This window comes from Paraburkholderia sp. HD33-4 (assembly GCF_021390635.1).
Lineage (GTDB): Bacteria > Pseudomonadota > Gammaproteobacteria > Burkholderiales > Burkholderiaceae > Paraburkholderia.
In genome coordinates this window covers 84,560-109,315 of sequence record NZ_JAJEJS010000004.1, presented here as the reverse complement: position 1 = coordinate 109,315, position 24,756 = coordinate 84,560, and the positions used below count along the sequence as shown (strand labels likewise).

At 61.2% G+C, this 24,756-nt stretch carries 21 protein-coding genes; 4 read left to right on the top strand and 17 right to left on the bottom strand.

The genetic code is table 11. From position 1 onward, the window contains the following. Nucleotides 1–20: 20 nt before the first annotated feature. Together L0U84_RS42440 and L0U84_RS42435 are read left to right on the top strand one after the other, a co-directional pair. Entirely contained in the window at nt 21–203 is a 183-nt protein-coding gene (locus tag L0U84_RS42440) for a hypothetical protein (RefSeq protein WP_233860091.1), read from the top strand. Between the two features lie 118 nt (nt 204–321). Then, a complete protein-coding gene (locus tag L0U84_RS42435) occupies nt 322–1,068 on the top strand; it encodes a TetR/AcrR family transcriptional regulator (protein WP_233860090.1) in 747 nt (248 codons plus the stop codon). Between the two features lie 43 nt (nt 1,069–1,111). Here the strand turns inward: L0U84_RS42435 and L0U84_RS42430 are convergent, their stop codons facing one another. Next, a complete protein-coding gene (locus tag L0U84_RS42430) occupies nt 1,112–2,167 on the bottom strand; it encodes an AI-2E family transporter (protein WP_233860089.1) in 1,056 nt (351 codons plus the stop codon). Nucleotides 2,168–2,225: 58 nt separating this feature from the next. Next, nucleotides 2,226–2,408, bottom strand: coding sequence for a hypothetical protein (locus L0U84_RS42425; protein ID WP_233860088.1), 183 nt, complete (start codon nt 2,406–2,408; stop codon nt 2,226–2,228). Between the two features lie 393 nt (nt 2,409–2,801). On the opposite strand from L0U84_RS42425, the gene L0U84_RS42420 reads away from it, so the two are divergent. Then, entirely contained in the window at nt 2,802–5,189 is a 2,388-nt protein-coding gene (locus tag L0U84_RS42420; RefSeq protein ID WP_233860087.1) for a DUF3772 domain-containing protein, read from the top strand. 140 nt (nt 5,190–5,329) lie between these two features. On the opposite strand, the gene L0U84_RS42415 is transcribed toward L0U84_RS42420, so the two are convergent. From L0U84_RS42415 to L0U84_RS42350, 14 genes are all read right to left on the bottom strand, one after another. Continuing rightward, nucleotides 5,330–5,887, bottom strand: coding sequence for a GNAT family N-acetyltransferase (locus L0U84_RS42415; protein ID WP_233860085.1), 558 nt, complete (start codon nt 5,885–5,887; stop codon nt 5,330–5,332). After that, on the bottom strand, nt 5,875–6,420 hold the full coding sequence (locus L0U84_RS42410) for a GNAT family N-acetyltransferase (RefSeq protein ID WP_233860084.1): 546 nt from the start codon (nt 6,418–6,420) through the stop codon (nt 5,875–5,877). The genes L0U84_RS42415 and L0U84_RS42410 overlap by 13 nt, the downstream gene beginning before the upstream one ends. A 44-nt stretch (nt 6,421–6,464) precedes the next feature. Beyond that, nucleotides 6,465–7,826 carry a TldD/PmbA family protein gene (locus L0U84_RS42405; protein WP_233860083.1) on the bottom strand — a complete coding sequence of 454 codons (1,362 nt, stop codon included), beginning with the start codon at nt 7,824–7,826 and terminating at the stop codon, nt 6,465–6,467. Then, nucleotides 7,826–9,262: a TldD/PmbA family protein gene (locus L0U84_RS42400; protein WP_233860082.1), complete on the bottom strand. Its 1,437-nt coding sequence runs from the start codon at nt 9,260–9,262 to the stop codon at nt 7,826–7,828. Before L0U84_RS42400 ends, L0U84_RS42405 begins: the two co-directional genes overlap by 1 nt. Continuing rightward, nucleotides 9,259–10,890 carry an ABC transporter ATP-binding protein gene (locus tag L0U84_RS42395; RefSeq protein ID WP_233860081.1) on the bottom strand — a complete coding sequence of 544 codons (1,632 nt, stop codon included), beginning with the start codon at nt 10,888–10,890 and terminating at the stop codon, nt 9,259–9,261. Before L0U84_RS42395 ends, L0U84_RS42400 begins: the two co-directional genes overlap by 4 nt. Beyond that, nucleotides 10,890–12,002: an ABC transporter permease gene (locus tag L0U84_RS42390; protein ID WP_233860080.1), complete on the bottom strand. Its 1,113-nt coding sequence runs from the start codon at nt 12,000–12,002 to the stop codon at nt 10,890–10,892. Before L0U84_RS42390 ends, L0U84_RS42395 begins: the two co-directional genes overlap by 1 nt. Then, on the bottom strand, nt 11,956–13,008 hold the full coding sequence (locus tag L0U84_RS42385) for a microcin C ABC transporter permease YejB (RefSeq protein ID WP_233860079.1): 1,053 nt from the start codon (nt 13,006–13,008) through the stop codon (nt 11,956–11,958). Before L0U84_RS42385 ends, L0U84_RS42390 begins: the two co-directional genes overlap by 47 nt. A gap of 8 nt (nt 13,009–13,016) precedes the next feature. After that, a complete protein-coding gene (locus L0U84_RS42380; protein WP_233860379.1) occupies nt 13,017–14,831 on the bottom strand; it encodes an extracellular solute-binding protein in 1,815 nt (604 codons plus the stop codon). A 251-nt stretch (nt 14,832–15,082) separates the two neighbouring features. Beyond that, a complete protein-coding gene (locus L0U84_RS42375; RefSeq protein WP_233860078.1) occupies nt 15,083–17,842 on the bottom strand; it encodes a TonB-dependent receptor domain-containing protein in 2,760 nt (919 codons plus the stop codon). A 533-nt stretch (nt 17,843–18,375) separates the two neighbouring features. Further along, nucleotides 18,376–19,581: a tetratricopeptide repeat protein gene (locus tag L0U84_RS42370; protein ID WP_233860076.1), complete on the bottom strand. Its 1,206-nt coding sequence runs from the start codon at nt 19,579–19,581 to the stop codon at nt 18,376–18,378. A gap of 14 nt (nt 19,582–19,595) precedes the next feature. Further along, nucleotides 19,596–20,027, bottom strand: a complete 432-nt coding sequence (locus L0U84_RS42365) for an ExbD/TolR family protein (RefSeq protein ID WP_233860075.1) — start codon at nt 20,025–20,027, stop codon at nt 19,596–19,598. 9 nt (nt 20,028–20,036) lie between these two features. After that, entirely contained in the window at nt 20,037–20,462 is a 426-nt protein-coding gene (locus tag L0U84_RS42360; RefSeq protein WP_233860074.1) for an ExbD/TolR family protein, read from the bottom strand. Between the two features lie 14 nt (nt 20,463–20,476). Beyond that, entirely contained in the window at nt 20,477–21,385 is a 909-nt protein-coding gene (locus tag L0U84_RS42355) for a MotA/TolQ/ExbB proton channel family protein (protein WP_233860073.1), read from the bottom strand. Nucleotides 21,386–21,454: 69 nt separating this feature from the next. Further along, nucleotides 21,455–22,162: an energy transducer TonB gene (locus L0U84_RS42350; protein WP_233860072.1), complete on the bottom strand. Its 708-nt coding sequence runs from the start codon at nt 22,160–22,162 to the stop codon at nt 21,455–21,457. 477 nt (nt 22,163–22,639) lie between these two features. Between L0U84_RS42350 and L0U84_RS42345 the strand changes: the two genes are divergently transcribed. Next, nucleotides 22,640–22,906, top strand: a complete 267-nt coding sequence (locus L0U84_RS42345) for a hypothetical protein (RefSeq protein ID WP_233860071.1) — start codon at nt 22,640–22,642, stop codon at nt 22,904–22,906. A gap of 816 nt (nt 22,907–23,722) precedes the next feature. Here the strand turns inward: L0U84_RS42345 and phbB are convergent. Further along, nucleotides 23,723–24,463: an acetoacetyl-CoA reductase gene (gene phbB / locus L0U84_RS42340; RefSeq protein ID WP_233860069.1), complete on the bottom strand. Its 741-nt coding sequence runs from the start codon at nt 24,461–24,463 to the stop codon at nt 23,723–23,725. Between the last annotated feature and the right edge of the window lie 293 nt (nt 24,464–24,756).

Here is a 24,756-nt window from a genome sequence, read left to right as displayed (position 1 = left end):
AAGGAAGCCGATGAGTTCAGATGGAAATTGATTTCACGCTGACCGAGGCCAGCCACGCGGGCGGTGTTGCGATCGGCGGCACGCGACCGGCGCACAGGCTGATGCGTGCGCACCCTTCAGCGCTGCTCGCCGCAGCAAGGCGCCGATTGAATCCAGCGCCTCAAAGCTCTGATCGTTGTATCGACCCGCTGCCTGAGCCCTGATGGCTACGCGATTTCCGTCATCTCAGGCGCTCTGGTGACATTAGACCCATCTTTGATACTATTGTCAACTATGACAAAGATACCTACAATCACAACGAACAGTAACCAGAGAGACAACATGGCAGATGTCCGCAGGGCGCGCACGGGTCGTCGGCAGACAGTCAAGGGGCCGAATTCGCCCCCCGAGTCCATCACAGCGCGGTCGCCCCGGCTCGTCCGGCGCAAGCACGAAACGCGCGTGCGTTTGCTTGATGCCGCGTTCGGCCTGATCGCGAAAAAGGGAATGGACGGCGTCACGATCAACGAGATCACCGACGCTGCCGACGTGGGATTCGGGTCGTTCTACAATCACTTCGACTCGAAGGAAGGGCTCTTCACGACACTCGTCGAATGGCTGTTCGAGCAATTCGCGGATACGCTCGATGGCCTCGTCGGCGGCCTGTCCGACCCGGCAGAAGTGGTCGCCGTGTCCGTACGTCATACGCTGTTACGCGCCTGTCGCGAACCCGTGTGGGGACAACTGTTGATCCGCGAGGGTCTATCCGCGCGTGCGCTCAGCGGTGGACTGGGACAGCGCCTGTTACGCGACACCCGCAGAGGCATTGCGCAAAGACGCTTCATGGTCGCGGACGAACTGATATGTGTCGTCTCGGTGATCGGCACCGTCCTCGCCGGACTCGCGGCCGAGCTTCATTTCTCGCCGTCTTCGAAGCGGATCGTCCGGTCGCGGAAAACCCTCCGATCCCAGGAGGAACGGTTCGCCCGGAACATCGCGGCGGTCGTATTGCAGGCGTTTGGCCTCAAGCGCATCGAGGCGGAGAAGATCGCCCGGCGTCCAATGCCTGCCAGCCCCGGAACTGTGTGAGGAGCAACGGTGGCATGCTGTCCACCGGGCCACGCCGGCCTGGTCAGTCCCGGTAAAGCGCGGTGGTCAGATAGTGACGACGCAGCTCCCGCAGCGCCGACGCGCAGGCCGCGCTGGCCGGCAATGCAAGCAGAACGCCGAAAAATCCGAACACCTTCCCGAAAGCCAGCAAAGAAAAGATCACCGCAAGCGGATGCAGACCGATACGCTCGCCGACGAGTCTGGGTGTGAGAACGACGCTTTCGAGGATCTGGCCGATTCCGTACACGAGCGCCACCGCTCCCACGCCGTACCAGTCTCCGAATTGCAGAAGCGCGGCGAACAGCGCGGACACCAGCGCGGTCGCAAATCCGATGTACGGAATCACGACGGCCAGCGCGGTAAGGACACCCACAGGCAGCGCGATACGCAATCCGGCGATCGTCAGCGCGGCGGGATAGAAAACGGCCAGCACCGCGATGACGGCGAGTTGCCCTCGCAAATACTGCGACATCATGTGGTCGACTCCGGCGACGAAATCCCGCGTTGGTGCGAGCCAGCGCCGTGGCACAAAGCTCTCGATCCGCGCCAGGGCTTCGGGCCTGTCATACAGCAAATAAAACAGCACGAGTGGCACCATCACGAGATTTCCCATGACGCCGATCATCGCACTGCTGCCTGTGCGCAGATATTGCCAGACGGCAAGGACAGCGTCGTGTTCGCTTGCCAGCAGGTGGGTGGCCACTGCGGCGCGCAGACTCGCCGAATCCGGCCAGTAGTCAATTCCCACGGAAGCAAGCCACGGCCTGACGGCGGTTTCGAGTTTCGAGGCGAGCGAAGGGATCTGTCCGGTCAGTTTGGGGCCTTCCATCTGAATGACCACGAATACCAGCAGAATCAGCAACGCGATAAGCGCCACGAAAAGCGACATCATGATCAGCGTGGCAAGACCTCGCGGCGCCCGCCGGCGTACCAGCCACTCCACACCCGGCTGCAAAACGTACGCGATCATCGCACCGAGCAGAAAAGGTGTCAGCACGGAGCGAAGGCCCCACAGCAGCACGCCGGCCGACACGGCGACAGCGCCCCAGAACAACGATTGGCGATGATAGGCAGTCATGGTTGCGTCTTTGTTGCGTGATCGCATGAGGTCTCGGGCGAGACCCTAGCCGATGAACTCAATGCATGGGTGCGTTGGTTTGCGCGACGAGGCGCTCCAGTTCGAGCAGCGCTTCGCCGAGCAGATCGATAGCGCTGTCAGGCGTCGACGCGATAGCGGCGCTGCGAATAGCTCGCTGCACAATCCGGTGCAGGTGTGCCGTTTTCGCTGCGCCCGCTGCGGCGGTGGACCGCTTTTCCATAAGTATTCCTGTTTATAAGGACTGTCAGACGCCTGATGCTGACTGGCGCCGGCGGAAAGTATAGGTGCGTAGAGTAGACGCGCGGACGTGCGCAATTCGTTGTTGCGAAAGCCGCAAACGCGACAAGGACGCCGCATCGATCTAACATCTGCTGATTACATCATAAATGATAGTATACTCATCTATGATTCGCACGCTTTTTTTGCCCTTCGAGTCGGATTTCTGCCGACGCGGCCGCAACAGCGAAGCGATATCGGCAGACGATTGCTGTCACAGCGCAGGGCAAAACGTCTGGATCTTTTCGCCTTAGTGAGTGTGCGTTATGCGACAAGTTCTTCTGTTCATCCTTCGCCTGGTCGTCGTTGCACTGCCAGCCCTTGGCCCGATGGCCGTATGTGCAGCTGCCCCGCCGCCCACATTGAGGGCGATGCCCGGGACGAACCGGACATATCGCGGGCACTAGACACCTTGCAGGCTCGCGAAGACGGAATCAGACAGCGTGCATCGAGCGCAACGAGCGACGCGCAGCTACTCGAACTTGACGCGCTGAGCCGCCAGACGGCCGATGAAGTCGACACCCTGATAGCCACATCGTTGCAGCCCGTGCTGGCAAGAACACGTGCGCAGCTGCACGTGCTGGGCGCAGCACCGGCGGCGGACGCAGGCGCCGAAACACCGGCGGTCGCGCGACAGCGCGTCGCACTGACCAATCGGCAAGCCCGGCTCGATGCGGAAGTCCAGCAGGCAGGCCGCGTCAAGGATGCGCTTGCGAACGTCAATGCACAGATCACGCGACTGCTGCACGAACATTTGAAAGATCAGCTCGCGCTTCGTACGGGCAGCATCATGAGCGAAGCCTTCTGGAGACCTGTCGTTCACCTGGACGAAACGGACTATCGACGTCTGAGAACGTTCGCGGGCCAGGTCGAGGCGCAGATTCTATCCATGTGGCAACCGCAGCACCGGCTCATCAACGCTGTGCTCTTGCTGATCGCATTGGGCTACGCGACGATTGGCACGCGCATTCTTCAGAAAACTGCGGCATTGTTCTGCCTGCGGCGTCTTCCAGAAGGACGGCTGCGGCGCAGCGCATTGGCGATATCGATGGTCCTCGCCGCGCTGGCGACCACGATTGGCGCGTTGCAGCTGCTCGGCGTTGCCTTGGCTAGCCAGCAGGCCCTGTCGCCTATTTTGCAGACGTTCGTCGACGGACTGTTCAAGCACATCGTGAATTGCGTGTTGATCGCTGCTCTCGGCGGGGCGTTGCTATGTACACGACATCCGTCCTGGCGGCTGCCAGCCATCGCCGATCCGGTCGCGCAGGCCCTGAGCCCTTTTCCGCCCGTCCTCGCGGGACTGCTGCTCTTTGCGGGGACGCTCGAGCAGATCGATCGGGCCGTCGATACCAGCATCCAGCTCACCATTTTTACTCGGGGCCTCGTCGCGCTGATCGTCGCGTTGACCATCAGCGCCTCGCTGATGAGGGCCAACCGGGTGCGCTCAGGGGTGGCTGCGGCCGGGAATGCCCCCGAAGCACGGACCACGCTTGCCGGCTCGATACATGCCGCAGTAAGCCTCGCCGTCGTCGGCTCTCTGGTTGCATTGCTCGGCGGTTATGTTTCCGTCGCGCGTTTCATCACTTACGAACTTGTGTGGTTCGACATCGTGCTGTGCACGCTGTATCTGCTTGTAAAGCTCTCGCACGATGTGTGCGAAAGCGTATTCTGTCCGACACAGCGGGGCGGCAAGACGATCAGGCATCTGTTCGGGCTCAAGGACTTCCATCTCGACCAGATCGCGACAGTTCTTTCTGGAATCTGTCGAAGCGTCCTGATTGTCGCCGCGGTAGTGGCCCTTCTCACCGGTGGCCTCGGCACGACACCAGCCGATCTCATCGCCAGCATTGTCGACGTGCTGGGTGGTGACCGGCTGCGCGCACTGAATATCGTTCCCGGCCATCTGTTCAATGCAGCACTCACGTGCGGCGTTGGACTGTACCTCACTCGATCCGTGCGCAGATGGTTCGAGACCGAGTTGCTGCCGAGAACGGAAATGAGCCACGGCATGCGTGCGTCCCTGTTGACGCTATTCGCCAACATCGGCTACCTGCTCGTCATGCTGCAGACTCTGTCCGTGCTGGGAGTCAGATGGCACAACCTTGCGTGGATTGTCAGCGCATTGTCTGTCGGCATTGGCTTCGGGCTGCAGGAGATCGTGAAGAACTTCATCTCCGGGCTGATATTGCTGGCGGAGCGCCCAGTGAAGGTGGGTGACATGATCAGTATCGCCGGCATCGAGGGAGACATCCGGCGCATCAATGTACGCGCTACCGAGATCCAGCTCGCCGACAAGTCAACTGTGATCGTGCCGAACTCACAACTGATCGCGCAAAACGTGCGCAACGTCACGATGGGCAACGCGAGCCCAGGCGTCGTCACGATCGTGCTGACTTTTTCGGTGAATGTGGACCCGGAACAGGTTCGTGAGATTCTTCTCGATGCCTACGTGGATCATCCATCGATCCTTGAACGTCCAGTACCTTGCGTGATGTTCAGTCAGCTGACTGCAGACGGCATCACGCTGACGATTACCGGATACGTCAAAAGTCCCCGGGTCTCCGCCGAAACCAGAAGCGAACTCCTGTTCATCATCCTGAAACGCCTGCGTGCGGCGGACATACCGCTGTCAAACCCTCGAGCCGTCGTGGTTCATGGAACGCGAGTTAGCGACCTCCCTGCACATGAGGGAACTCAGGGGAAGCCGCAGCGAAGAGCGGCATAGCTGTTGAATTGCACGGAGAATGCTGCGCGACCGGCAGCAATGGAATCGCGAGCACGCCCGCCACCATTACCGCGAGCGCGATGACCCATGTGAAGACCGGCCGGTCGATGAAAATGAAAGGCACGCGCTGGTCGGTACGGTCACGGGGACAAGGGAGAAGCGAACGGTGGTGCTTCGCCGTGGCGCGCCATATGAAGCGTATCGGCAAGCACGCCGTCGCGCATCGCCGCGCCACGCGAGTAGCCCTCTACCACAAAGCCGAACTTGCGATAGAGCGCGATCGCGGCCTCGTTGTCGGCGAATACTTCGAGTTCGAGCCTGCGCAGGCCTAGCGACTGGTCGGCGCAGGCGACGATCGCCGCCATCAGCGCGCTGCCCACGCCGCGCCGCTGCCAGGCGTCGTGCACCCCGAAGCCCACCGAAGCGCAGTGTGAGCGGCGCGCCTTCGCGACTTCGAGCTGCGATTGTCCGACCACGCGTCCGTCGATTTCGGCGCAAATCGTGATGCAGCCGGGCGGCCGGCTCTCATACCACTCACGCAAGGATTCGGGGGTGCGCCACCCGCTCAATAGCGTGCCGCGGCGCACACCTGGCTGGTTCATCAAGTCGGCGATCGCCTCGAAATCGGTGGGCTCGCAGGTACGCACGCGGATAGCACCGGCGCTCGAAGCCACGGACGATGGAGTCAGGTCAGGCATGAAAATGACTCCGTGGCGAGCGGCATGGGATCGCGCAGGCGCGCGATCAGGAAAGAATCGACGAGCACCCCTTCGCGCAGCACGGTTCCGCGGAAGCGCGCCTCGACTTTGAAACCACACTTGCGGTAGAGCGCGATCGCGGCGGCGTTGTCGGTGAAAACGTGAAGCTCAAGTCGACGCAGGCCGAGCCAGTTATCGGCGAAATCAAGAATCTGCCGCATCAGATGGGCGCCGATGCCACGCCGCTGCCAACCGTCGTCCACGCTGATGCTGATCTGCCCAACGTGCGCGCGGCGCAACTTCTGCGGATGCAGCCCGGCCTCGCCGACCATCGTGTCGCCCACCCAGGCGCCGATGGCGAGCGCGGGCGACGCCAGCTGGCGGATCCACTCGCGCGTTTCTCCCACCGGACGGTACGGCGCATGCGGGTGCCCGCGCAGCACGGACGGGCTGAGCCGCAGCGCATGCAACGATTCGGCATCGCCGGGGCGCAGTGCACGCACGACAAGCCCCTCGGGTAAGCTCGACTGCATTGTTGTTTCCTTCGTGTTTGCGTCGTCGGGGACAGACAGGCAGGCTACAGCGTCAGTTCAAACGACTTCACCAGCACCCCGGGCAGTTGCATGCCGCCCGTCGCGCGTTGCCCCCACGTGTCTTCGGAGATGCGCAGTTCGGGTTGCGCACCAAGACGCTCGAGGCGCTCGCCGAACAGGCCGTACAGACTGTCGTCGAAGCGCATGGCGTCTACCGGTGCGACCACACGTCCCTCTTCCACCCAGAACGTCGCAAAACGCGTCATGCCGGTAAGGCGGCAGCTCATGCGGTCCGAGAAGTTCACGTACCACAGGTTGCCGACGTAGAGACCCGTGCCAAGCGCCGCGAGTACATCCGCATCCGCGAGGTCGCCGCCCGACATCGAAAGGGACGACGGCGCCTCGGTAGCCAGCGCACCGTTGGGTATCAGGCCGTACTCACGCGCCGTCCGGGCGTTAGTCAATTGCGCGACGCTCCTCCCCTCAAGCACAAGCGGCACGCTTTCGCGCAAATAGCCGTCGTCGTTGAAGGCAGGTGTAATACCAAGATCGAGGTCTTCAGTGATCGAGACACGCGCATCGAGTGAAAGCTCGCCGCCATGCAGCCGGTAAAGCGGACTCTGTGACGTAGCCTGCGCGCGAGCCGAAAAGCCGCCCCACGCAGCAACGCCCAGCAGCTCTTCGAGCGCCGCTGGCGCGAGCCACGCACGGTACCGGCCCGGACCGAGCGCGCGCGGTGCGAGCGCTAGCACGGGCAGGCGCGCCGCCGCCTCCTGCACCTTGCTGGCAAACTTCGCGTCGTCCCAGTTCTCACCCGCATAAGTCGTCTTGATTGCGCGGCCGCCGGGATGATAGAGCGACCAGCTGAAGCAGAAGTTCTCGACTTCGTGCCAGCCGCGGCTGCCGCAGCTGGAGGCGAAGCCACGCGCTAGCGTGCCACCCGCGTAGAAGCCCACAAAATCGAGCCCTCGTGCGCATTCGGCCACCACATGGACGAGGGCATGCGGATCCCGAAGCCGTCCCGTGCGCCGCGTCGAATGCTGCCACGGCGCCGTGTCGTAGAGCAGGTGCGGATCATCAGGCGCATCACGCAGGCCCGAGCGAAGCGTTTGCAACGTAGCGCCCACATCGCGCAGATCCTGATCAGCATTACCGCAGATGTCGAGCGTGGAATATGCCTGGCGCGCGCCATCGATCAGGCGGAGCGTGAGCTTGCCCTGCGAGACCAGGCCCATCTGCCGGACCTTGCCGCCGTTGAAGCGAATGAAGTCCGACTGCTCTCCGGCAAAAGAAAGAAGTGCCGTTTCACCGGCCAGCAACAACCGGTCGATCGCATCAGCAAGCATCATGAAATGCGTGTGCCAATCCACCGCCACACGCTTGCTCGCAAAGAGTGTATCGCTCATCAGGCGCCTCCGAATACGTCTACGTTGCTGAAGACGCACGCGGGTGACGCGTGCCCCACACGAATCACCTGCGCAGGCTCTCCCTTGCCGCAATAAGGCGTGCCGTAGACCTCCCGGGTACTCGCGTCGCCTACGGCAACGAGACTGCGCCAGAAGCTCGCTGAGATGCCGCGATAATTAGGTTGCTTAACGACCTGCGTGAGCTTGCCGTTCTCGATGAGCCGGCCATATTCGCAACCAAACTGGAACTTGTTGCGATGGTCGTCAATTGACCAGGACGTATTCGAAGTCATCAGAATGCCGTTTTCGATGTTTGCGATCATTGCGGCGAGTGTCTCTGTCCCGGGCTCGATGTTCAGGTTCGCCATGCGGTCGATAGGCGGGCGATTCCAGTTGGCCGCCCGCGAGTTCGCGACCCCTGGCAGCCCGGCGCGCTGCTGCGTGAGTGCCCCACCAAGCGGCCGCTCCAGAACGCCGTTGCGGATCAGGTATTGCTTGCTCGCCGAACTGCCTTCGTCGTCGAACGCATATGTAGCGGCTTCTTCGCGCAGCTCCGGGTCGAACGTCACGTTCAGCAACGGGGAGCCGTATTGATAGCTGCCGAACATCTCCGGCTTCACGAAGCTCCAGCCAGCGAAGTTGCGCTCGTCGCCAAGAATCCGGTCCAGTTCGAGTGGATGACCGATCGATTCGTGAATCTGCAACATCATCTGGTCCGGCATCAGCAGCAGGTCGCGTGTGCCAGACGGGCAATTCGGTGCCGCGAGCAATTGCAGCGCCTCGTCTGCCACACGGGCACCAGCGCCATTGAAGCCGTGCCGTGCGAGTATCTCGAGGCCTCCCTGCCCGAGCGCGCCGTGGTCCCCGGCAAGCGTTCGCACCTGCGTGTCGCCGTTGGCATGCGCTGCCACGCTCAGTCCTGGCATGAGGTAGCGAAAGCGCTGCTCGATATGCACGCCGTCGCTCGTGAGATAGAGTTGATCCGCGTGTGCAACGTGCATGCTCGCCACGCGCTCGACGATGCGCGCATCGAGGTTCGCCGACGCACATTCGTGCGCGAGCAGGCCGATCCACTCACGTCGGGTGAGGAGCGGCGCGTCGACATTCGGTGAAGCATAGCTGCCACTCGCAACGGGCCGGGCAATGCGGCGATGATCGATCAACGAGACTGGCGCACATGCTAACGCCCGCGCCGTGGCGATCTCGAGCGCACGCTGGAACCCCTCAGCACTGAGATCGGCGGTAGCCGCATAGCCCGCGCCAGCACCGGCCCAGGCTGTCAGCATTGCGCCGCGCTCGCGCATTACGCACAGCGGCTGCGCGATGTCGTTGCGCACCACGTGGTCCTCGACAAATTCGTCCACCATGCGCAGCGACCAGAAATCGGCGCTGCTCCGCAACGTGCGCGCACCCTGAACCCAACGCTCTTCGATCATGCAATTTTCTCCTGTAGCGCTGTTGGCTCGTGCAGCATAGACGACGCCAGCAGCGATTGAGTGTAGGGATGTGACGGCGCGTGCAGTACGTCGAGCGTGTCACCCTGCTCGACGATACGGCCCGCTTTCATCACGATCACGCGATGCGCCATCGCGCGCATAACGGCCAGATCATGCGTGATGAACAAATAACTCAGCTTGTACTTCTTCTGCAAGTTCGTCAGTAGCGCGAGCACCTGTCTTTGAATCGAGACGTCGAGCGCGCTGGTCGGCTCATCGAGCACAATCAGTTCCGGCTCGACCGCCAGCGCACGCGCAATAGCGATGCGCTGCCGCTGGCCGCCCGAAAATTCGTGGGGGTATCGCTGCATCGAATCGGCGGGCAGCCCCACTTCCTCGAGCAGTGATGCGATGCGCATGCGCCGCGCGGGTCCGTCAACCTCCGGTTTGTGGACGGCCAGCCCCTCCCCGACAATCTGCTCAATCGTCATGCGCGGAGAAAGCGAGCCGAATGGATCCTGGAACACCACCTGCATACGCGAGTACAATGCGCGGCGCGCGCTCGCCTTGCGTTGCGCCGAAAGCGCGATCCCGTCGATGCGGATCTCGCCCGCCGCCGCGCTTTTCAGCCCGAGCACCGTGGCCGCGAGCGTCGATTTGCCAGAGCCCGACTCGCCGACGATACCGAGCGTTTCGCCGCGCCGCAGACTAAGGTCCGCTTCGTGCACGGCACGGAAAGTCGAGCTCCCGAACAACGACCGCCAGCCCTTCGCGGCCGTTCGGTAGTCCACGACCAGGCTCTTCACATCGAGGATCGACGGCGCATCGGCCTCAACCTGAACCACCTCGCGACGAGGTTCGCTATCGATCAGGCGCTGTGTATAGGGATGCCGCGGGTTCGAGAACAGAGCCCCGGTCGTGTTCGTTTCGACGAGCACGCCCTTCTCCATCACCGCCACGCGCTGCGCAAAGCGCCGCACGAGATTCAGGTCATGCGTGATGAGCAATACGGCCATGCCACTGGCTGCCGCCTCCTGCTCCTGTAGCTCGATCAGCAGGTCGACAATTTGCTCGCGCACGGTCACATCAAGCGCCGTCGTGGGCTCGTCGGCGAGCAGCAGCCGCGGGCGGCACGCGAGCGCCATCGCGATCATCGCACGCTGGCGCTGTCCGCCAGACAGTTGGTGCGGAAAGCTGTCGATGCGGCGCTCCGGCTCGGGAATGCCGGTCCGCCGCAGCAGCTCGATACCGCGCTCACGCGCCGCGCCGGCGCTCAGACCTTCGTGCAGGCGCAGGCTTTCGGCAATCTGCTTGCCCACCGTGTACAGCGGATTCAGGGCAGTCATCGGCTCCTGAAAGACCATCGCAATATCTGCTCCGCGAATGCCGCGCATCTGCTGCTCGCTCTTCAGCAGCAGATCCTCACCGTCGAACAGCATGCGTCCCGAGAACCGTGCATGCTCGACGAGGCCCAGGATCGACAAGGCCGTCACGCTCTTTCCCGACCCCGACTCCCCGACGAGCGCCACGCGTTCACCGCGTGCAATCGAGAGACTCAATTCGCGCACTGCCACTTTCTCACCGAAACGCACGCAAAAGCGCTCGATTTCCAGCAAAGGACCATTCATTATTTACCTCCGCCGAACGCCGACCCACGCTTACGCGTATCGAGTGCATTACGCAGTGCATCGCCCATGAACGTGAGCAACAGCAGCGTAATCACGAGCGCCGCAAAGGCAGAAAGCGAGATCCACCACGCTCCGAGGTTGTTCTTGCCCTCTTGCAGTAGCTCGCCAAGGCTCGGCGTAGGTGGCGGCACACCCAGCCCGAGGAAATCGAGACTCGTGAGCGAGAGAATCGCCGCACTCATGCGAAAAGGCAGAAATGTGATGACCGGCGTCAGGCTGTTTGGCAGCACGTGGCGCCACATGATCTGCCAGTTTGAGAGACCCATCGTGCGCGCAGCCTTCACGTAGTCGAGGGAACGGTTGCGCAGAAACTCAGCGCGCACGTAATCGGAAAGTACAAGCCACCCAAACATAGAAAGCAGGATAAATAGCAGCCAAAGCGTAGGCTCGAAGATCGACGCGAAGATGATAAGCAGGTAGAGGTCCGGCATCGAGCTCCAGATTTCGATGAGCCGCTGGCCAATGAGATCTGTACGTCCTCCATAGTAGCCCTGCACCGCGCCTGTCAACACACCCAGTGCGACGCCCGAAACCGTAAGCGCCAGGGCCATCAGCACCGAAAGCCGGAAGCCGTAGAGCAATCGCGAAAGCACGTCGCGGCCGAACTGATCGGTACCGAGCCAGTTTGTGGCCGACGGCGCGGACGGATACGGTCGCGCCGCGAAGTAGTCGATGGTGTCGTAATGAAAGTGATTGAGCGGATAGATTGCAAAATTGCCGTTCGACTCTAGACGTTGCCGGATATAAAGGTCGAGATAGTTGGTCCTCGCCGGGAAGTCGCCACCAAAGATCGTCTCCGGATAGTCCTTGACGATCGGGAAGTAATATTGACCGTCGTAACGCACGACGAGCGGCCGGTCATTTGCCAGCACCTCGCCGAGCATGCTGATCGCAAACAGCGTGACGAAGATGACGAGACTCCAGTAGCCGAGCGGCTGTGCGCGAAAGCGCCGCCACGTGCGCCGCCAGGGCGAGACCGAGGATACGTGCGGAACGGCTGCGGAATCAGCGGTCCAGACGGTGGAACTGGATGCGGGGGTCGACGAGGACATAGCAGACGTCAGCAATGAGTTTGGTTACGAGGCCAATCAGCGTGAACAGAAACAGCGAGCCAAGCACGACGGGGTAATCGCGGCGGATAACAGAGTCGTAAGAGAGTTGGCCCATGCCGTCCAATGAGAACAGTGTTTCGATCAGCAGGTTGCCGTTCAGAAAAGCGCTCACGAACGCGGCGGGCAGGCCCGTGACGAGCGGAATGGCGGCGTTGCGCAATACGTGCTTCCACAGCACGTCGCGTTCGGGCGCGCCTTTTGCCCGTGCGGTCAACACGTACTGGCGGCCGATTTCTTCGAGGAAAGTATTCTTCGTGAGGATCGTGACGATCGCGAAGTTGCCAACCACAGAGGCCGTTACCGGCAGGACGATGTGCCACAGGTAGTCGAGCACCTTACCCGCGAGGCTCAGGTCGGCGAAATTGTCGGACGTGAGACCTCGCATGGGAAACACCTGCCAGAATGTGCCACCACCGAACAGCATCAGCAGGAGCACACCGAGCACAAACCCCGGCACCGCGTAACCCGAGAGCACAAGTACGCTGGTCACTGTGTCAAAGCGCGAACCGTTGCGCACGGCCTTGGCGATGCCGAGCGGCACGGATATCACATACGTTAGCAGTACGGTCCACAAGCCAAGCGTGATGGAAACCGGCAACTTCGACCGAATCACGTTCCAGACGCTGTCGTGCTGGTAATACGACTGGCCCAGATCGAACGTTGCGTAGTTCTTCAGCATGAGGAGGTAGCGCGTGAGTGGCGGCTTGTCGAAACCGAACTCCTTCTTGATCTGCTCGATCTGTTGCGGATCCACGCCCTGGCTGCCGTGATAGCCGCCCCCCCCTGCGCCGGCCTCGCCGCCGCGCGTATTGCCATGGCGCAGTTGCGCCATGATCTGCTCGACGGGGCCGCCCGGCACGAACTGCGTGACGACGAACGTCAGCGTAACGACGCCGATCAGCGTCGGCACTATCAGCAATAGACGTCGAAAAATGTAAGCGAACATGGTGCTCCTCAGTGGGCAACCGCTTGCGCGGTCTGGGCGGTGACTTGCACGTTTTGCCGCTTGCGATACCAATAGTCGACGATCCAGTCCTGAGCCCCGAACGATACGGGCACGACGGACGGAAAGCCGAGCGACGTCTTGTATGCGATGCGCGCGTTGGGAGCGTAGTACTCGGTCACGAGGTAGTACTCGTTCATCAGCACCCGATCAAGAGCACGTGTGGCCGCTTCAAGGTCGTCGAGCGTGTTCGCGACCTGCACCGCCTTCACGAGCGCGTCGACGGCCTGCGAGCGCACGCCCGGATAGTTCTCCGAGCCCGCCTCCAAGGCAGCTGCGCTGCCAAAGCGACGAGCAAGCTCCGCGCCGGGAATCGTCACCGGGCTGTAGAGCCAGGTGGTCATGTCGTAGTCGAAGTTGTCCAGGCGCTTCTGGTACAGCGCACTGTCGATTTCGCGCAGATGCGCGTTGATACCAAGCGTCGCGAGTGCCTGCGTATAAGGCAGAATCACGCGGTCCATGCCCGGCTGGTCGTCGAGGATTTCGATGATCAGGGGCTCGCCCGCGGCATTGCGCAGCGCGCCGTCACGATAGTGCCACCCGGCCTGCGCAAGCAGATCGCGCGCCTCGCGCAAATTGCCGCGCAGCGAATCGGGTGGCAGCGTCGTAGGCTGCTTCATCATCGGCCCAAAAACTTCCGGCGGCAGGCTCGCGCGCCACGGTTCGAGCAGCTTCAACTCTTTCTCGCCCGGCATGCCGGTCGCGCCGAATTGGCTCGCCTCGAAATAGCTGTGCAGGCGCCGGTACTGACCGTAGAACATCATGCGGTTCATCCAGTCGTAGTCGAACGCGAGAGAAAGTGCGTGGCGCACGCGTACGTCCTTGAACATCGGCTTGCGCAGGTTGAAGAGCATTCCCTGCATCTGCGCCGGACCGTCCGGGAAATTGGCCTGCTTTAGCATGCCGTTACGGAAATTCTTGCCCACATACTTGCGTGCCCACTGGGTCGCGCTGTCTTCCACATGGACATCGGCATCGCCAGCCTTGAACGCCTCGAGCTGCGTGTACAGGTCGAGGTAAAGCTTGAACGTGATGCGCTCGAAGTGATACATGCCGCGGCGCGTGGGCAGGTTAACCGCCCAGTACGCAGGATTGCGGCGATACGCAATCTGCTTGTCGTTCTTGCGTTCGGAGATCAGATATGCACCGCTCGCTATGGGCGGCACGTTCGAGAGCTGGTCGAACGGAATATGTGTGCCGTCGGATTTCATCCCCCACTTCGGCGAGAAGATGGGCAAGTCGCCCGCAATGAGCGGCGCATCGCGCTCCGCGCGACGGAACTCGAAACGGATCGTCGAGGGGTTCACCACGACAGCGTTTCTGATCACCGAAAACTGCGCATTGAAGAGCGGCGAAGCCTGAGGGCTCGTGAGTGTCTCGAACGAATATTTGACGTCGGCCGCCGTTACCGGATCGCCGTTTGAGAAACGCGCAGCCGGGTTGATATGGAACGTCGCAGACGAGAGGTCGGCCGCGACGGCAACGTTATCGGCGATGAGCGGGTATTCGGAGGCCAGTTCGTCCCAGCTGCGCTGCATTAGCGTGTCGAACATCAGATTCTGGATGTCCGGCGCAGGTGCACCTCGCACAAGAAACGGGTTCAGCGAATCGTAGCTTTGAAAATCATTGTAGTTTTCGAAGCTCAGGACGCCATTCGACGGCGCATCAGGGTCCGCGTAGTCGAAATGGGTGAAGCCGGGGGGATACTTCGGCTGGTCGTACTGCGCGAGCGCCGTGGCCGCCTGCGCCGGCGGCATCGCAAGCATGCCGACACCGACTGCCAGGCCCAAAGCGGACGTAGCGCCCGACCAATGCGGCGAGAATCGTGACAAGCTCAACTTCTTCAATCTCATCGTCTGTCTGCATTAGGACGTACACCGGCGCGTGGCCGTTGCACGGTTCGTCTGTCCGACGTGGCAGGGGTCTGCCGCCGTCGCTCGCCACTTCAGGAAACTTTCGAGGCAGGCGGCCAAAGCCGCCTGCCTCATATACCTACCCACTACATTGCGCCGCTTGCTCAGAACTTGTACGTCCCTCCGATCTGCGCGAAGCGGCCGACATAGTTGTACAGCGACGTGTCGTAGCCAGTCTGGTCGAGCGCGCTGCTGGCAAAGATCGGATCGAACGGAGGCGTGCGGTTGAAGATGTTGTTGATGCCACCGTAGATCGTCCAGTGCTTGATGCCCGTGTAGGTGACCATCAAGTTGAACTGGCTGTACGAGCCCACCTTGTCGGCTACGGGCGTGGGCGCCGCCACCGACAACGTCTGCGCATACGGGCCAGTGAACTGCCACGTGAGCGCCGCGTTCCAGCCGTGATTTGCCCAGCAGAGCGTCGTATTTCCCTTCCAGCGCGGGAAGCTGCCGCCGAACGGCTGCGTGATCGTGTAGTTGTTGCCTGCACCGTTGATCGGGCCCGTGGACTGCCCCAGTGTGAAGTCCTTCACGTACGCCCAGTCGGCCAACAGCGTGAACGTGCCAGCCTTCGTCGGCAACGACTGGCGGAAGGTGCCTTCGAAGCCGTTCGTGTCGAGGTAGCCGAGGTTCTCATACGGGAAAACTTCATAAAGCACCTGGCCTTGCGCATTCGTCACGACCTGCGACGGCGTAGCCGCCTCGCCGATGACGTGATCGACACGGATCTTGTACCAGTCGAAGCCGAAATCGGTCGTGCGCGTCGGCGACGTCTGGAAGCCGAGGTTGATGTTGCGCGTGCGCTCCGGCTGCAAGTTCGGATTGCCCTCAGTAATCGTGGTAACCGTACCGGTGGCCGATTGCTGGATACCAAGCGTCTGCGACGTGCTGTTTTCGACGAACGTCGGTGCGCGGAAGCCACGGTTATAGGAGCCGTACATCGTCAGCGCCTGGACGGGCTGGTAGCGCAGGGCGAAGCGCGGCGAGAACGCGCCCCCGAAGTCGCTGTAGTGGTCATACCGGCCCGACTGACTGAACGTCAGGTTGTGGACGATGGGCACATCGACCTGGTAGTACACCGCCGCGACATTGCGTTGACCGTCGACGGTCTGCAGCATCGGGTTCGCCACGAGGCCTTGAGAAAACTCTGCGCCCGGGTTGATGACTTCGCTCTGGTGCAGGAACTGCGCGCCGAAGCCGACACCGATATCGCCCGTGGGCAGATGGTAAAGGTTCGGCGTGGCCAGCGTTGCGTCAACCGTATCGAGCTTCGAGATCCCCTGGTTGTTCGCATCCATGTACAGGCCGTTAAAGCCATTCGGCGTCGAGGACGGATTGGCGAAGTTGAACGTGCCGTTCTGGTAGATGTTATTCAGCGTCGCTGTGTTGAGCTGGTTCGTATACGTGTTCGAAACGTTGCTCTGCGAGTGGCTATATGAAGTCGACCAGTCCCAATCCCCATACCTCGGCACAGTGAATGAACCGCGAATGCCCGTGGACGCGCGCCAAAAGTTCGCGTCAGTTTCTTCTGCCACGGTATTCGGGAACGAATAGGTGAGCGGAGTCGCCACGCCATACGGGTTGTACGGATTGCTTGCCGGCACGACGTTGTTGAACGGCGTCAGACCGACGCCCGGTGTATATGTCAGCGTCGGCGTTTGCGGGCTGCCCACGATGTTGTTCCAGAGACCGTCGTTCGTGGTCGTCTGGTTGTAGCTTTCCCAGAGATCTGCAAAGGCAGTGGTCGTGTCGTCGACCTTGAAGTCGGCATGGACCTTCACGCTCGCACGCGTAGTCTCCGGCGCGATCGACATGCTGTTGGCGGTGTTGAAGGCGCACACCGTGCCGCCCAGCCCTGCAGCGGCGCCCAGGAAATTGCTCGCGGCCGGATGGACCGCGCCGCCGTATGGACACCCGCTCAACGCCTGAGCAGTGGTGGGACTCGTCTGCCAATAGGACGGCGCGAGCAGCGAGAGGCCGCCCGGCTTGTCCGTGAAGTCCTGCGCCGCCGTGGAGTCCCGGTCGGCCAGCGTCGAGCCCGCCGAGTGATAGACGCTCGCGGACGCAGTGACGTTGAAGCGGTCCGCATTGAGGTCGCCGAAGCCCGCCAGAATGCCGAACTTCGTCGTGCCGTTGCCGCCACCGTCGCTCACCGAACTGCCGTAGCTGCCGTCGAGCTGAAGGCCGCGGAAATCGTGCTTCGTGATGATGTTGACCACCCCCGCAATGGCGTCCGAGCCGTATTGCGACACCGCGCCGGTTTTTACGATCTCGATGCGATCGATGGCGTTGAGCGGGATGGTATTGAGGTCGAAGAAGCTGTCGGTGCTGTTCGAATAGAAGGCGAACGGCGCAACGCGTTGACCATCGACGAGCACGAGGGTGTACTTCTCGCTCAAGCCGCGCAGAGCGATACCAGCCGCGCCGGCTGCGAAGTTGCCCGCCTGTCCTTCGCTCCAGCTATTGGCGGAGTTGGCCGAGACAGTGCGCAGGTAGTCGGCCACCGTTGTCGCGCCGCTATTCTGAATGTCTTTCTGGCTGATCGTTTGCACCTGCTGGAAGCCGGTCTTGTCCGATTGCCGGATCAGCGAACCGGTCACCTCAAATTTCTTCAGCTGCTTGACGGTTGTATTGCCCCCGGTCGTGGCGGTCGCGCTGCCCGTGCTGGCCTCACCCGTCTCCGCGCTCGCGCCTGGTTGCTGCGTCGCTGCCGGCGCGGCTGCATTTTCTGCCGCGACGGCCGTAGCGGCGCCGTTAGTCACTGCCTGGCTCTGGGCAAACGCAGGTACGGCAAACGCCGCTGAGAACGCAAGTTCAGCCCAGACTATTCTTCGAATGGCTACTGCCAATTTCCTTGGTTTCACTATTTCCCCCTCTCACTCGTCGGTCACGCCCACTTCGGTTATGCGAAGCAAGGTCTCGTGAACCCCCGTATCAGATTTGACGACGCTGTCGCATCGCGCCACTTTTTTTGCTTGGATCCACCGGCATATGTCCAGGGATCGTCCAGTCCCTTGCATCCGGTCAACTTTGGGACGCACGGTAATTCAACTCTCTTTACAGCGGACCGCGTCATTGGAAATGCGGCTTCGCTTCGCATCCCCTATTGCCGCTTTCTCGAAACTTCATGCCGCTTCACTTCTGTCACGTTCCTCACCTGACGAGCCCGGTCGAATTGATTATTTCTTGACTCCTTATGCATACCTAATTAACGACATGACATTACAACTTCAATCTATTTCCTTGATCGACTTAAAAAGCTACGGATCGGCACCCCATACGAGCGCGCCGTCCTTGCAGGACGTACTGATCCCACACCTGAGTCGCCACGCGATTCAAGGTGTGCAGTCTCGCCAGCTTGTGGATTCCCCGGCCTTCCGAAGGCGCGCTCAGGTACTCAGGGCTTCGAGGCCACCAGTATCCAGAGCTGCGCCAGATCAGCGCTGCCGTCGCTGCCCTTGACTGCCTTAAACGCCTGGACAGCTCGCACCTTCTCTCCTGCGGCAAAGTCTGCCTCGCCGAGACGCAGCCGCGCTAAATCCTGACGGTCAAGCCCGCCCTTCGCAATGAGCGACTCCATGGTCGCGAGACCCTGCTTCGCCTGACCCGCATACACCTGATTGAAAGCCGCTTCGAAAGGCGCGACTGGATTGGCCGGGTCCGGCCCGGCATTGGCACGCTTCGCCGCGAGAACCTGCAGGCGACGTTCGCGATCGGCCCCGGCATCGTGACCAAGCAAGCCAGATGCAAAACCCTGATCGATGATCTGCTTGCCTTCCGCCGTGGACCCCGCAACGATTGCCAGTTGCGTCATCTCCATGTAGTCGTCGGCGCGGGACAGCGAACCCGTAGCGCGGCGCAAGCGATAAGTGTCCAGATCGAGTGCACCGAGATAGCCCGGCTTGCTGCGAATTGCGTGCAGCAGGTCGTCCCAATACGACTGCTTCGGGTGATATGCCACGAGCTTTTCGAGCGCGCCGCGATAGGCCTCCTCGTCGTTCGCATGCTGGGCGCAGGTGCCGAGCAGTTGCAGTTGCGCCTCGTCTGGCGTATGGCCACCGCGCACCTGGGCTTCGACGTCCGCATTCAGCAGGCGCGTCGCGCTAGCGTAGTCGCCCAAGAGATAATACGACTCGACCAGCAGCGTGGCCATCTGGGGATCGCCGCCGCCCGCCTTCAGGTAGCGCTGCGTGACCTTGATCGCCTGGGCATAGTTCTTCTGTTGGAAGTAGATGCCTGCGAGCGTCGCCGTCGTGCGCTGCCCGTCCTCGCCTTTGAGCTGCCCGCTCGCGAGCAGCCATTCATACGCCTGCACCGCCACGCCGTTCTGGCCCGCCGCCATGGCCGCGGAGCCGCGCATCTCCTCGACCATGTAGGTTTCGTATGGCGTCTTGTTCGGCACGGCCGCGGCCTGCGCAATCTTGATGAGCGCCTCGTCATAGTGGTGCGCGTGGTACAGATTCTGCGCGTCGCTTAGCGGCTTCGCTACGTCGGGACGCAGCGTGTCCGCGGCCTGCGCCGCCGTCGGCAGCATGGACAACGCCGAAAATCCGCTCACCGCGAGCGCAAGCGCCACCTTCTTGAATCGATACTGAATGCTCATCGCTTTCGTATACCTCACTGCATGTACTGTTCGTTGCCGATCAAGCCAATCTTTGTTGCGCCTTCGCGCTGCGCCGCCGCCATCACCTCGGCCACGTCCTTGTATGGCGCAAGCCGGTTCGGACGCAGGTGGATCTCAGCCTGAACCGACTCGGCCGCGACCTGCGCGAAGTGTTGCTCCAGCGCCGCCCTGTCGGGCACAAGCGTGCCGTTCCAGGTCGTGGTGCCGTCGAAGTCGATGTCGATCTGCACGACCTCCGGCTGCACCGCCGGAGGCGGCGGATTGCCCACTGGCAGATTCATCTTGACGGCGTGCATCTGGATCGGAATGGTGATGATCAGCATGATCAGCAATACCAGCATCACGTCGATCAGCGGCGTGGTATTGATGTCCACCATCACTTCGGGTTCGCTGCTGCCGCCGCCCGACGATACGTTCATGCCCATAACCGCCCCTTAACCGCCGCGCGCTGGCGGCTCCGTAATAAATGACACTTTCGCAATTCCCGCCCGCTCGCACGACGTGATCACCCGCCCGATGAACTCGTATCGGGTACTCTGGTCGCCACGCACGTGCACTTCCGGCTGCGGCTGCTGCTCCGACACCGACTTCAGGCGCGCGAGGAGTGTCGGACCATCCACCAGCGTCTCGTTCCAGAAGAACTCACCGTCGCGATTCACCGCAATCTCGATGCTCTTCGGGGTGGTCTGCAGCGGCTGCACCGTTTCCTTGGGCAACTGCAACTGCACGGTGTGCGTGACCACAGGAATCGTGATCAGGAAGATGATCAGCAAAACCAGCATCACGTCGACTAGCGGCGTGGTGTTAATGCTCGAGATGACCTCGTCTTCGCCGCCTTCCCCTCCAACGCTCATGGCCATGGAGTGTCCCTCGCTCAGTCGGCCATGACGGCGGCGCGCGGCGCGGTGCGCCCGACGCGCTTGCCGCCAGCCAGCAGAACCGCATGCAGTTGCGCGCCGAACCCACGCACGCGCTCCATCACGGCCTTGTTGCGACGCACGAGAAAGTTGTAGCCCAGCACCGCGGGCACCGCGACCCCAAGGCCGATCGCCGTCATGATCAGCGCTTCGCCGACGGGCCCAGCGACTTTGTCGATCGACGCCTGGCCCGCGATACCGATCGCCGTCAGCGCGTGATAGATGCCCCACACCGTGCCGAACAGCCCGACGAACGGCGCAGTGGAACCGACCGTGCCGAGGAACGCGAGGCCATCCTGCAGACGATTCGAGACGTTGGTGATCGCGCGCTCGATCGAGACGTCGATCCACGTGTTGCGGTCGACCGCTTCGAGCAGCGCTTCGTCATGATGTTCGCCCGCTTCGATCGCGGTTTCTGCAATGAAATGGAATGGCGAGTTTTCTTCGAGCTGCTTCGCGCCATCGGCGAGCGAGCGAGCGCTCCACAGTTGAGAATCAGCCAACTTCGCGTGGCGGTTCGCCCGGACCTGCTCGATAAACTTGGTGGCCATGATGTACCAGCTGCCCATCGACATGATCACCAGCAGCATCAGCACGAAGCGCGCGACGAAATCGCCGTTCTTCCATAACGCGCCAAGGCCGTATGGATTGCTGACCGTTTCGGTCGTCGCAGGAACAGGCAGCGGCTGATCTACCGCCGGCCCCGACGCGAGCGCTGCGGCGGTCGTGCTCGGTGCGCTCGCCGAGGCCGTGGCGCTCGCGTCGCTCGCTTGCGCGTGGGCGAGCGTGGGAACAACAAAGGTGTCAACCATAACTACGGCGATCAACATGCTGGCCGCCAGTGCGGCGAAAGAATGCTTTTTCATGCCTACTCCAGTTCATTCGTTAAACTTACGTGACTAATGAATTGCCACCCGAATACTGCCGTTCGCAACTCAGTTGAGATTGAATGAGAACGGCACCTGCACGCGGACCGGCTGCCCCTGCGATATACAACTGAACTGCCTTACTGCGTTGAACGCCGTGCGATCCAGGCTGTCGTCGTCGGCGGATTTCGCGACCCGCTCGTTCGTGACACGCCCTTGTGCATCGACGACGAACTCGATGAGCACCTCGCCGGTCACGTTGTTCTCCTGCGCTTCTTGCGGATACTTGATCGTCGAGCGAATCTGGTCCGAGTTCGGGCACACCACGCCCACTTCATGGCTCACGGGTCTGGCCGGTGCGGTGACGGGCGCGGGCGGCGCGAGCGGCGCCGTCGCCGGCGCGCTCTGCACCGGCGCGGCTGAGTGAGCGATGGTGGCCTGCTGCGGCGCCTGTACCGACACCTCGGGCGGCGGCACGAACGGCGGCGGCGGCGGGGTGAATTTCGGCGGAGGCAATTGCACGGTGGGCAGCGGCGGAGGCGGCGGCGGTTTCACCGGCTCGACGATCTTCGTTTCGATCGGACGCTGAATGACCTGCACGACGTTCGTTGCCAGCCCGCTCACCAACGCATAGATCAGCACGATGTGCAGGGCGAGCACAGCCGCGATGCCACCGAAACGGCGCACCGGGCTCTCCTGCTTGCGGCCGATCTCACGAGGCCGCGCGGGCCGTTGCAGAGCGGTGCCCACCGATTGCAATCCGACTTCCCCTTTCATCACCACCTCCGCTCCCTCGGGCGCCGCGCGCCCTGCTTCCGTTTTGCGGCAACGCGTCCAACCAACGCGCGCTGCGTGTCACATTTATCCTGCCATTTCATTCGCATTCCGAACTAAATGGAATGCTTCGGGAACACGGCGGACCCGATTCATGCGTCATGCCCGGAGGCTGTCTACGGCATCGTATCGTTCCAGTCGATTCGACAAGGATTGCGCGCCATGAAGTGATGACAAGCGTGATGTCGAAGCTCGTGATAACGAGTTGCGGGAAGAACAATAACAACTGACAAAATTATCAACAAACTTTTTTTGATGCTGCATTACCCACCTAGAACATCCACTCTAAAATGCAGAAATCCGTCCCTTTGAGCGCCTCCCGGGAGTTGACATCGGAAAATTTAAATGCATTAAGTCGGCTATTCGGTTGAATAGAAATATCGAATTACAGATGCTTTAAATGGCGCATGATTAATCGAAATGGTGCGCAGCAATCCTTACTCGCGCCGTATTGGTGCAAGCAGGTTCCCGGCGTCAATCGCGCCGTCGGGTTTGTGGTTAATACGGTTCATGTTCCTACTTTGCTTGCTGCCCGGCCTGGCAACGGCCGCGGGCGACTCGCAACCGATCGCACTCAACGACCGGTATGTCCACAAGGTTATCGGCGATTGCGCCGCCGATTTCCACGCACTGGAAAATCAGGGCGTGCAAGAGTCCGCGACCCAAGGTGCTCAGAACGTAACGTGAACCGTTGACAATCAAAACCCGCAGTATTCTCGGTCTATAGCCGTTTGAAACTCGTGGGTGATCGTCGCGGGGTGTAGTGCTCGGGCGAATTCGCAACGCATCGCCGTGGCTTGGGGGTACGCCAACGAGCTCGCGCGCTTGCTAGTGCGCGGCATTTTTCCGTCGCGATAACTGCGGTCGGATCCGGCAAATGATCGCGGCCGCATATCACGCGTCGGAGAAAATTTGCCGGTACTCACAAGTCGCAGAGGTCGCCCCAAGGGGCAGCTATATCAAACCTCGAGCGAAGATCTGTCCTTGAACGAGCCGTTTCACTATGCCACAGTCCTGAACTATAGGAACGGCGCTCCTGTTCATAAACACACCAGAACGCTCGCCGAGAAGAACAAACTGCATCGGCGAACCAATTTTTCCACGTCGCTTCAAAGGAATTCGCCCCATGTGACAGCTCTACTACCCCAACGGATACACGAGCGCGGCGCCAGGATGATTGGCATCCCGCGCAACCAAACGAAACCTTCTTTGCCAGAGGACGGACGAAAATGGTTCCATGCCTGGTACATCACGCATGTGGCTCTCCGTGAGAGATGGGTGAGGAGGTTCAGGGCGTACTGTGTTGAGGTCAGGTCCGACGCGACAGTTCCAACCTGGGTGCGTTCTCGGGGCGGGAAGTACCTGAACCCCAGCATTTCGCCGCGGGAATGGACATAGAGCGGGGAACGCGTAATACGGGCGTGCTTCGCGTCTCCAGCGCTTTATCCGGAGCGCTGGAGACAGCGGTTTTCACCGTCTTCGTTAAAGCATCGGCGGATGCTGCTAGCTCATGTACAGGCCGCCGTTCAGCGAGAAATCAGCTCCAGTTGCGAAAGCGGCTTCATCGCTGGCAAGCCAGGAAACAATTGAGGCAATTTCCGCGGCCTCTCCGAGTCGGCGAACCGGAATGCTCTGAACGATGGCGTCCAGGATCTCAGGCTTCACGGCGCGGACCATATCGGTCCCGATATATCCTGGAGAAACCGTATTCACCGTGATGCCCTTGTTCGCCACCTCCTGCGCAAGCGACATCGTGAAACCGTGAAGGCCCGCCTTGGCCGTCGAATAGTTGGTTTGGCCGAACTGCCCCTTCTGCCCGTTGACGGACGAGATATTGATAACACGGCCCCACTCCTTGCTGACCATTCCTTCAATGACCTGTTTGGTGACGTTGAACAGACTGGTCAGGTTCGTGGCGATAACGTCGTCCCAATTCTCCCGTGACATCTTGCGGAATACGCCGTCCCGCGTTATGCCGGCGTTGTTCACCAGTACGTCGATGTCACCCACCTCTTTCTTCACCTTCGCGAAGGCAGTCTCAGTCGAACCCCAGTCCGCGACATTGCCTTCCGACGCGATAAAAGTGAAGCCCATCGCGGCTTGCTCGGCCAGCCAGCGCTCCCGCCGCGGAGAGTTCGGCCCACAGCCCGCCACCACCGTCATCCCATCTTTGTGCAGCCGCTGGCAGATTTCCGTTCCGATTCCGCCCATGCCGCCAGTAACATATGCAATTCGCTTCGTCATTTCTTTGACTCCTCGTCGGTTGCGGTTAGTGCACGGAGAATTGTTGCCAGGGTGAAGTCAGGCGTTTCCGTGCACACTCTATGGCACTACTATCTTTCTATTCGTGAGCGAACAGGTATTTCTGCTTCATACTGGTGCAACAGCTTGCCGCGTTATTACCTATATGATGGCGGCCGGATGTCAGGAAGGGCCAAGAGGTACGTTGCCCTCTGAGACTGCGCGGCAGTCCTTGCTCCCTTTGTCTGTTCTGTACAGAGCCAGTAAGCGTGAAGATCAAGAAAAGCCACAATACG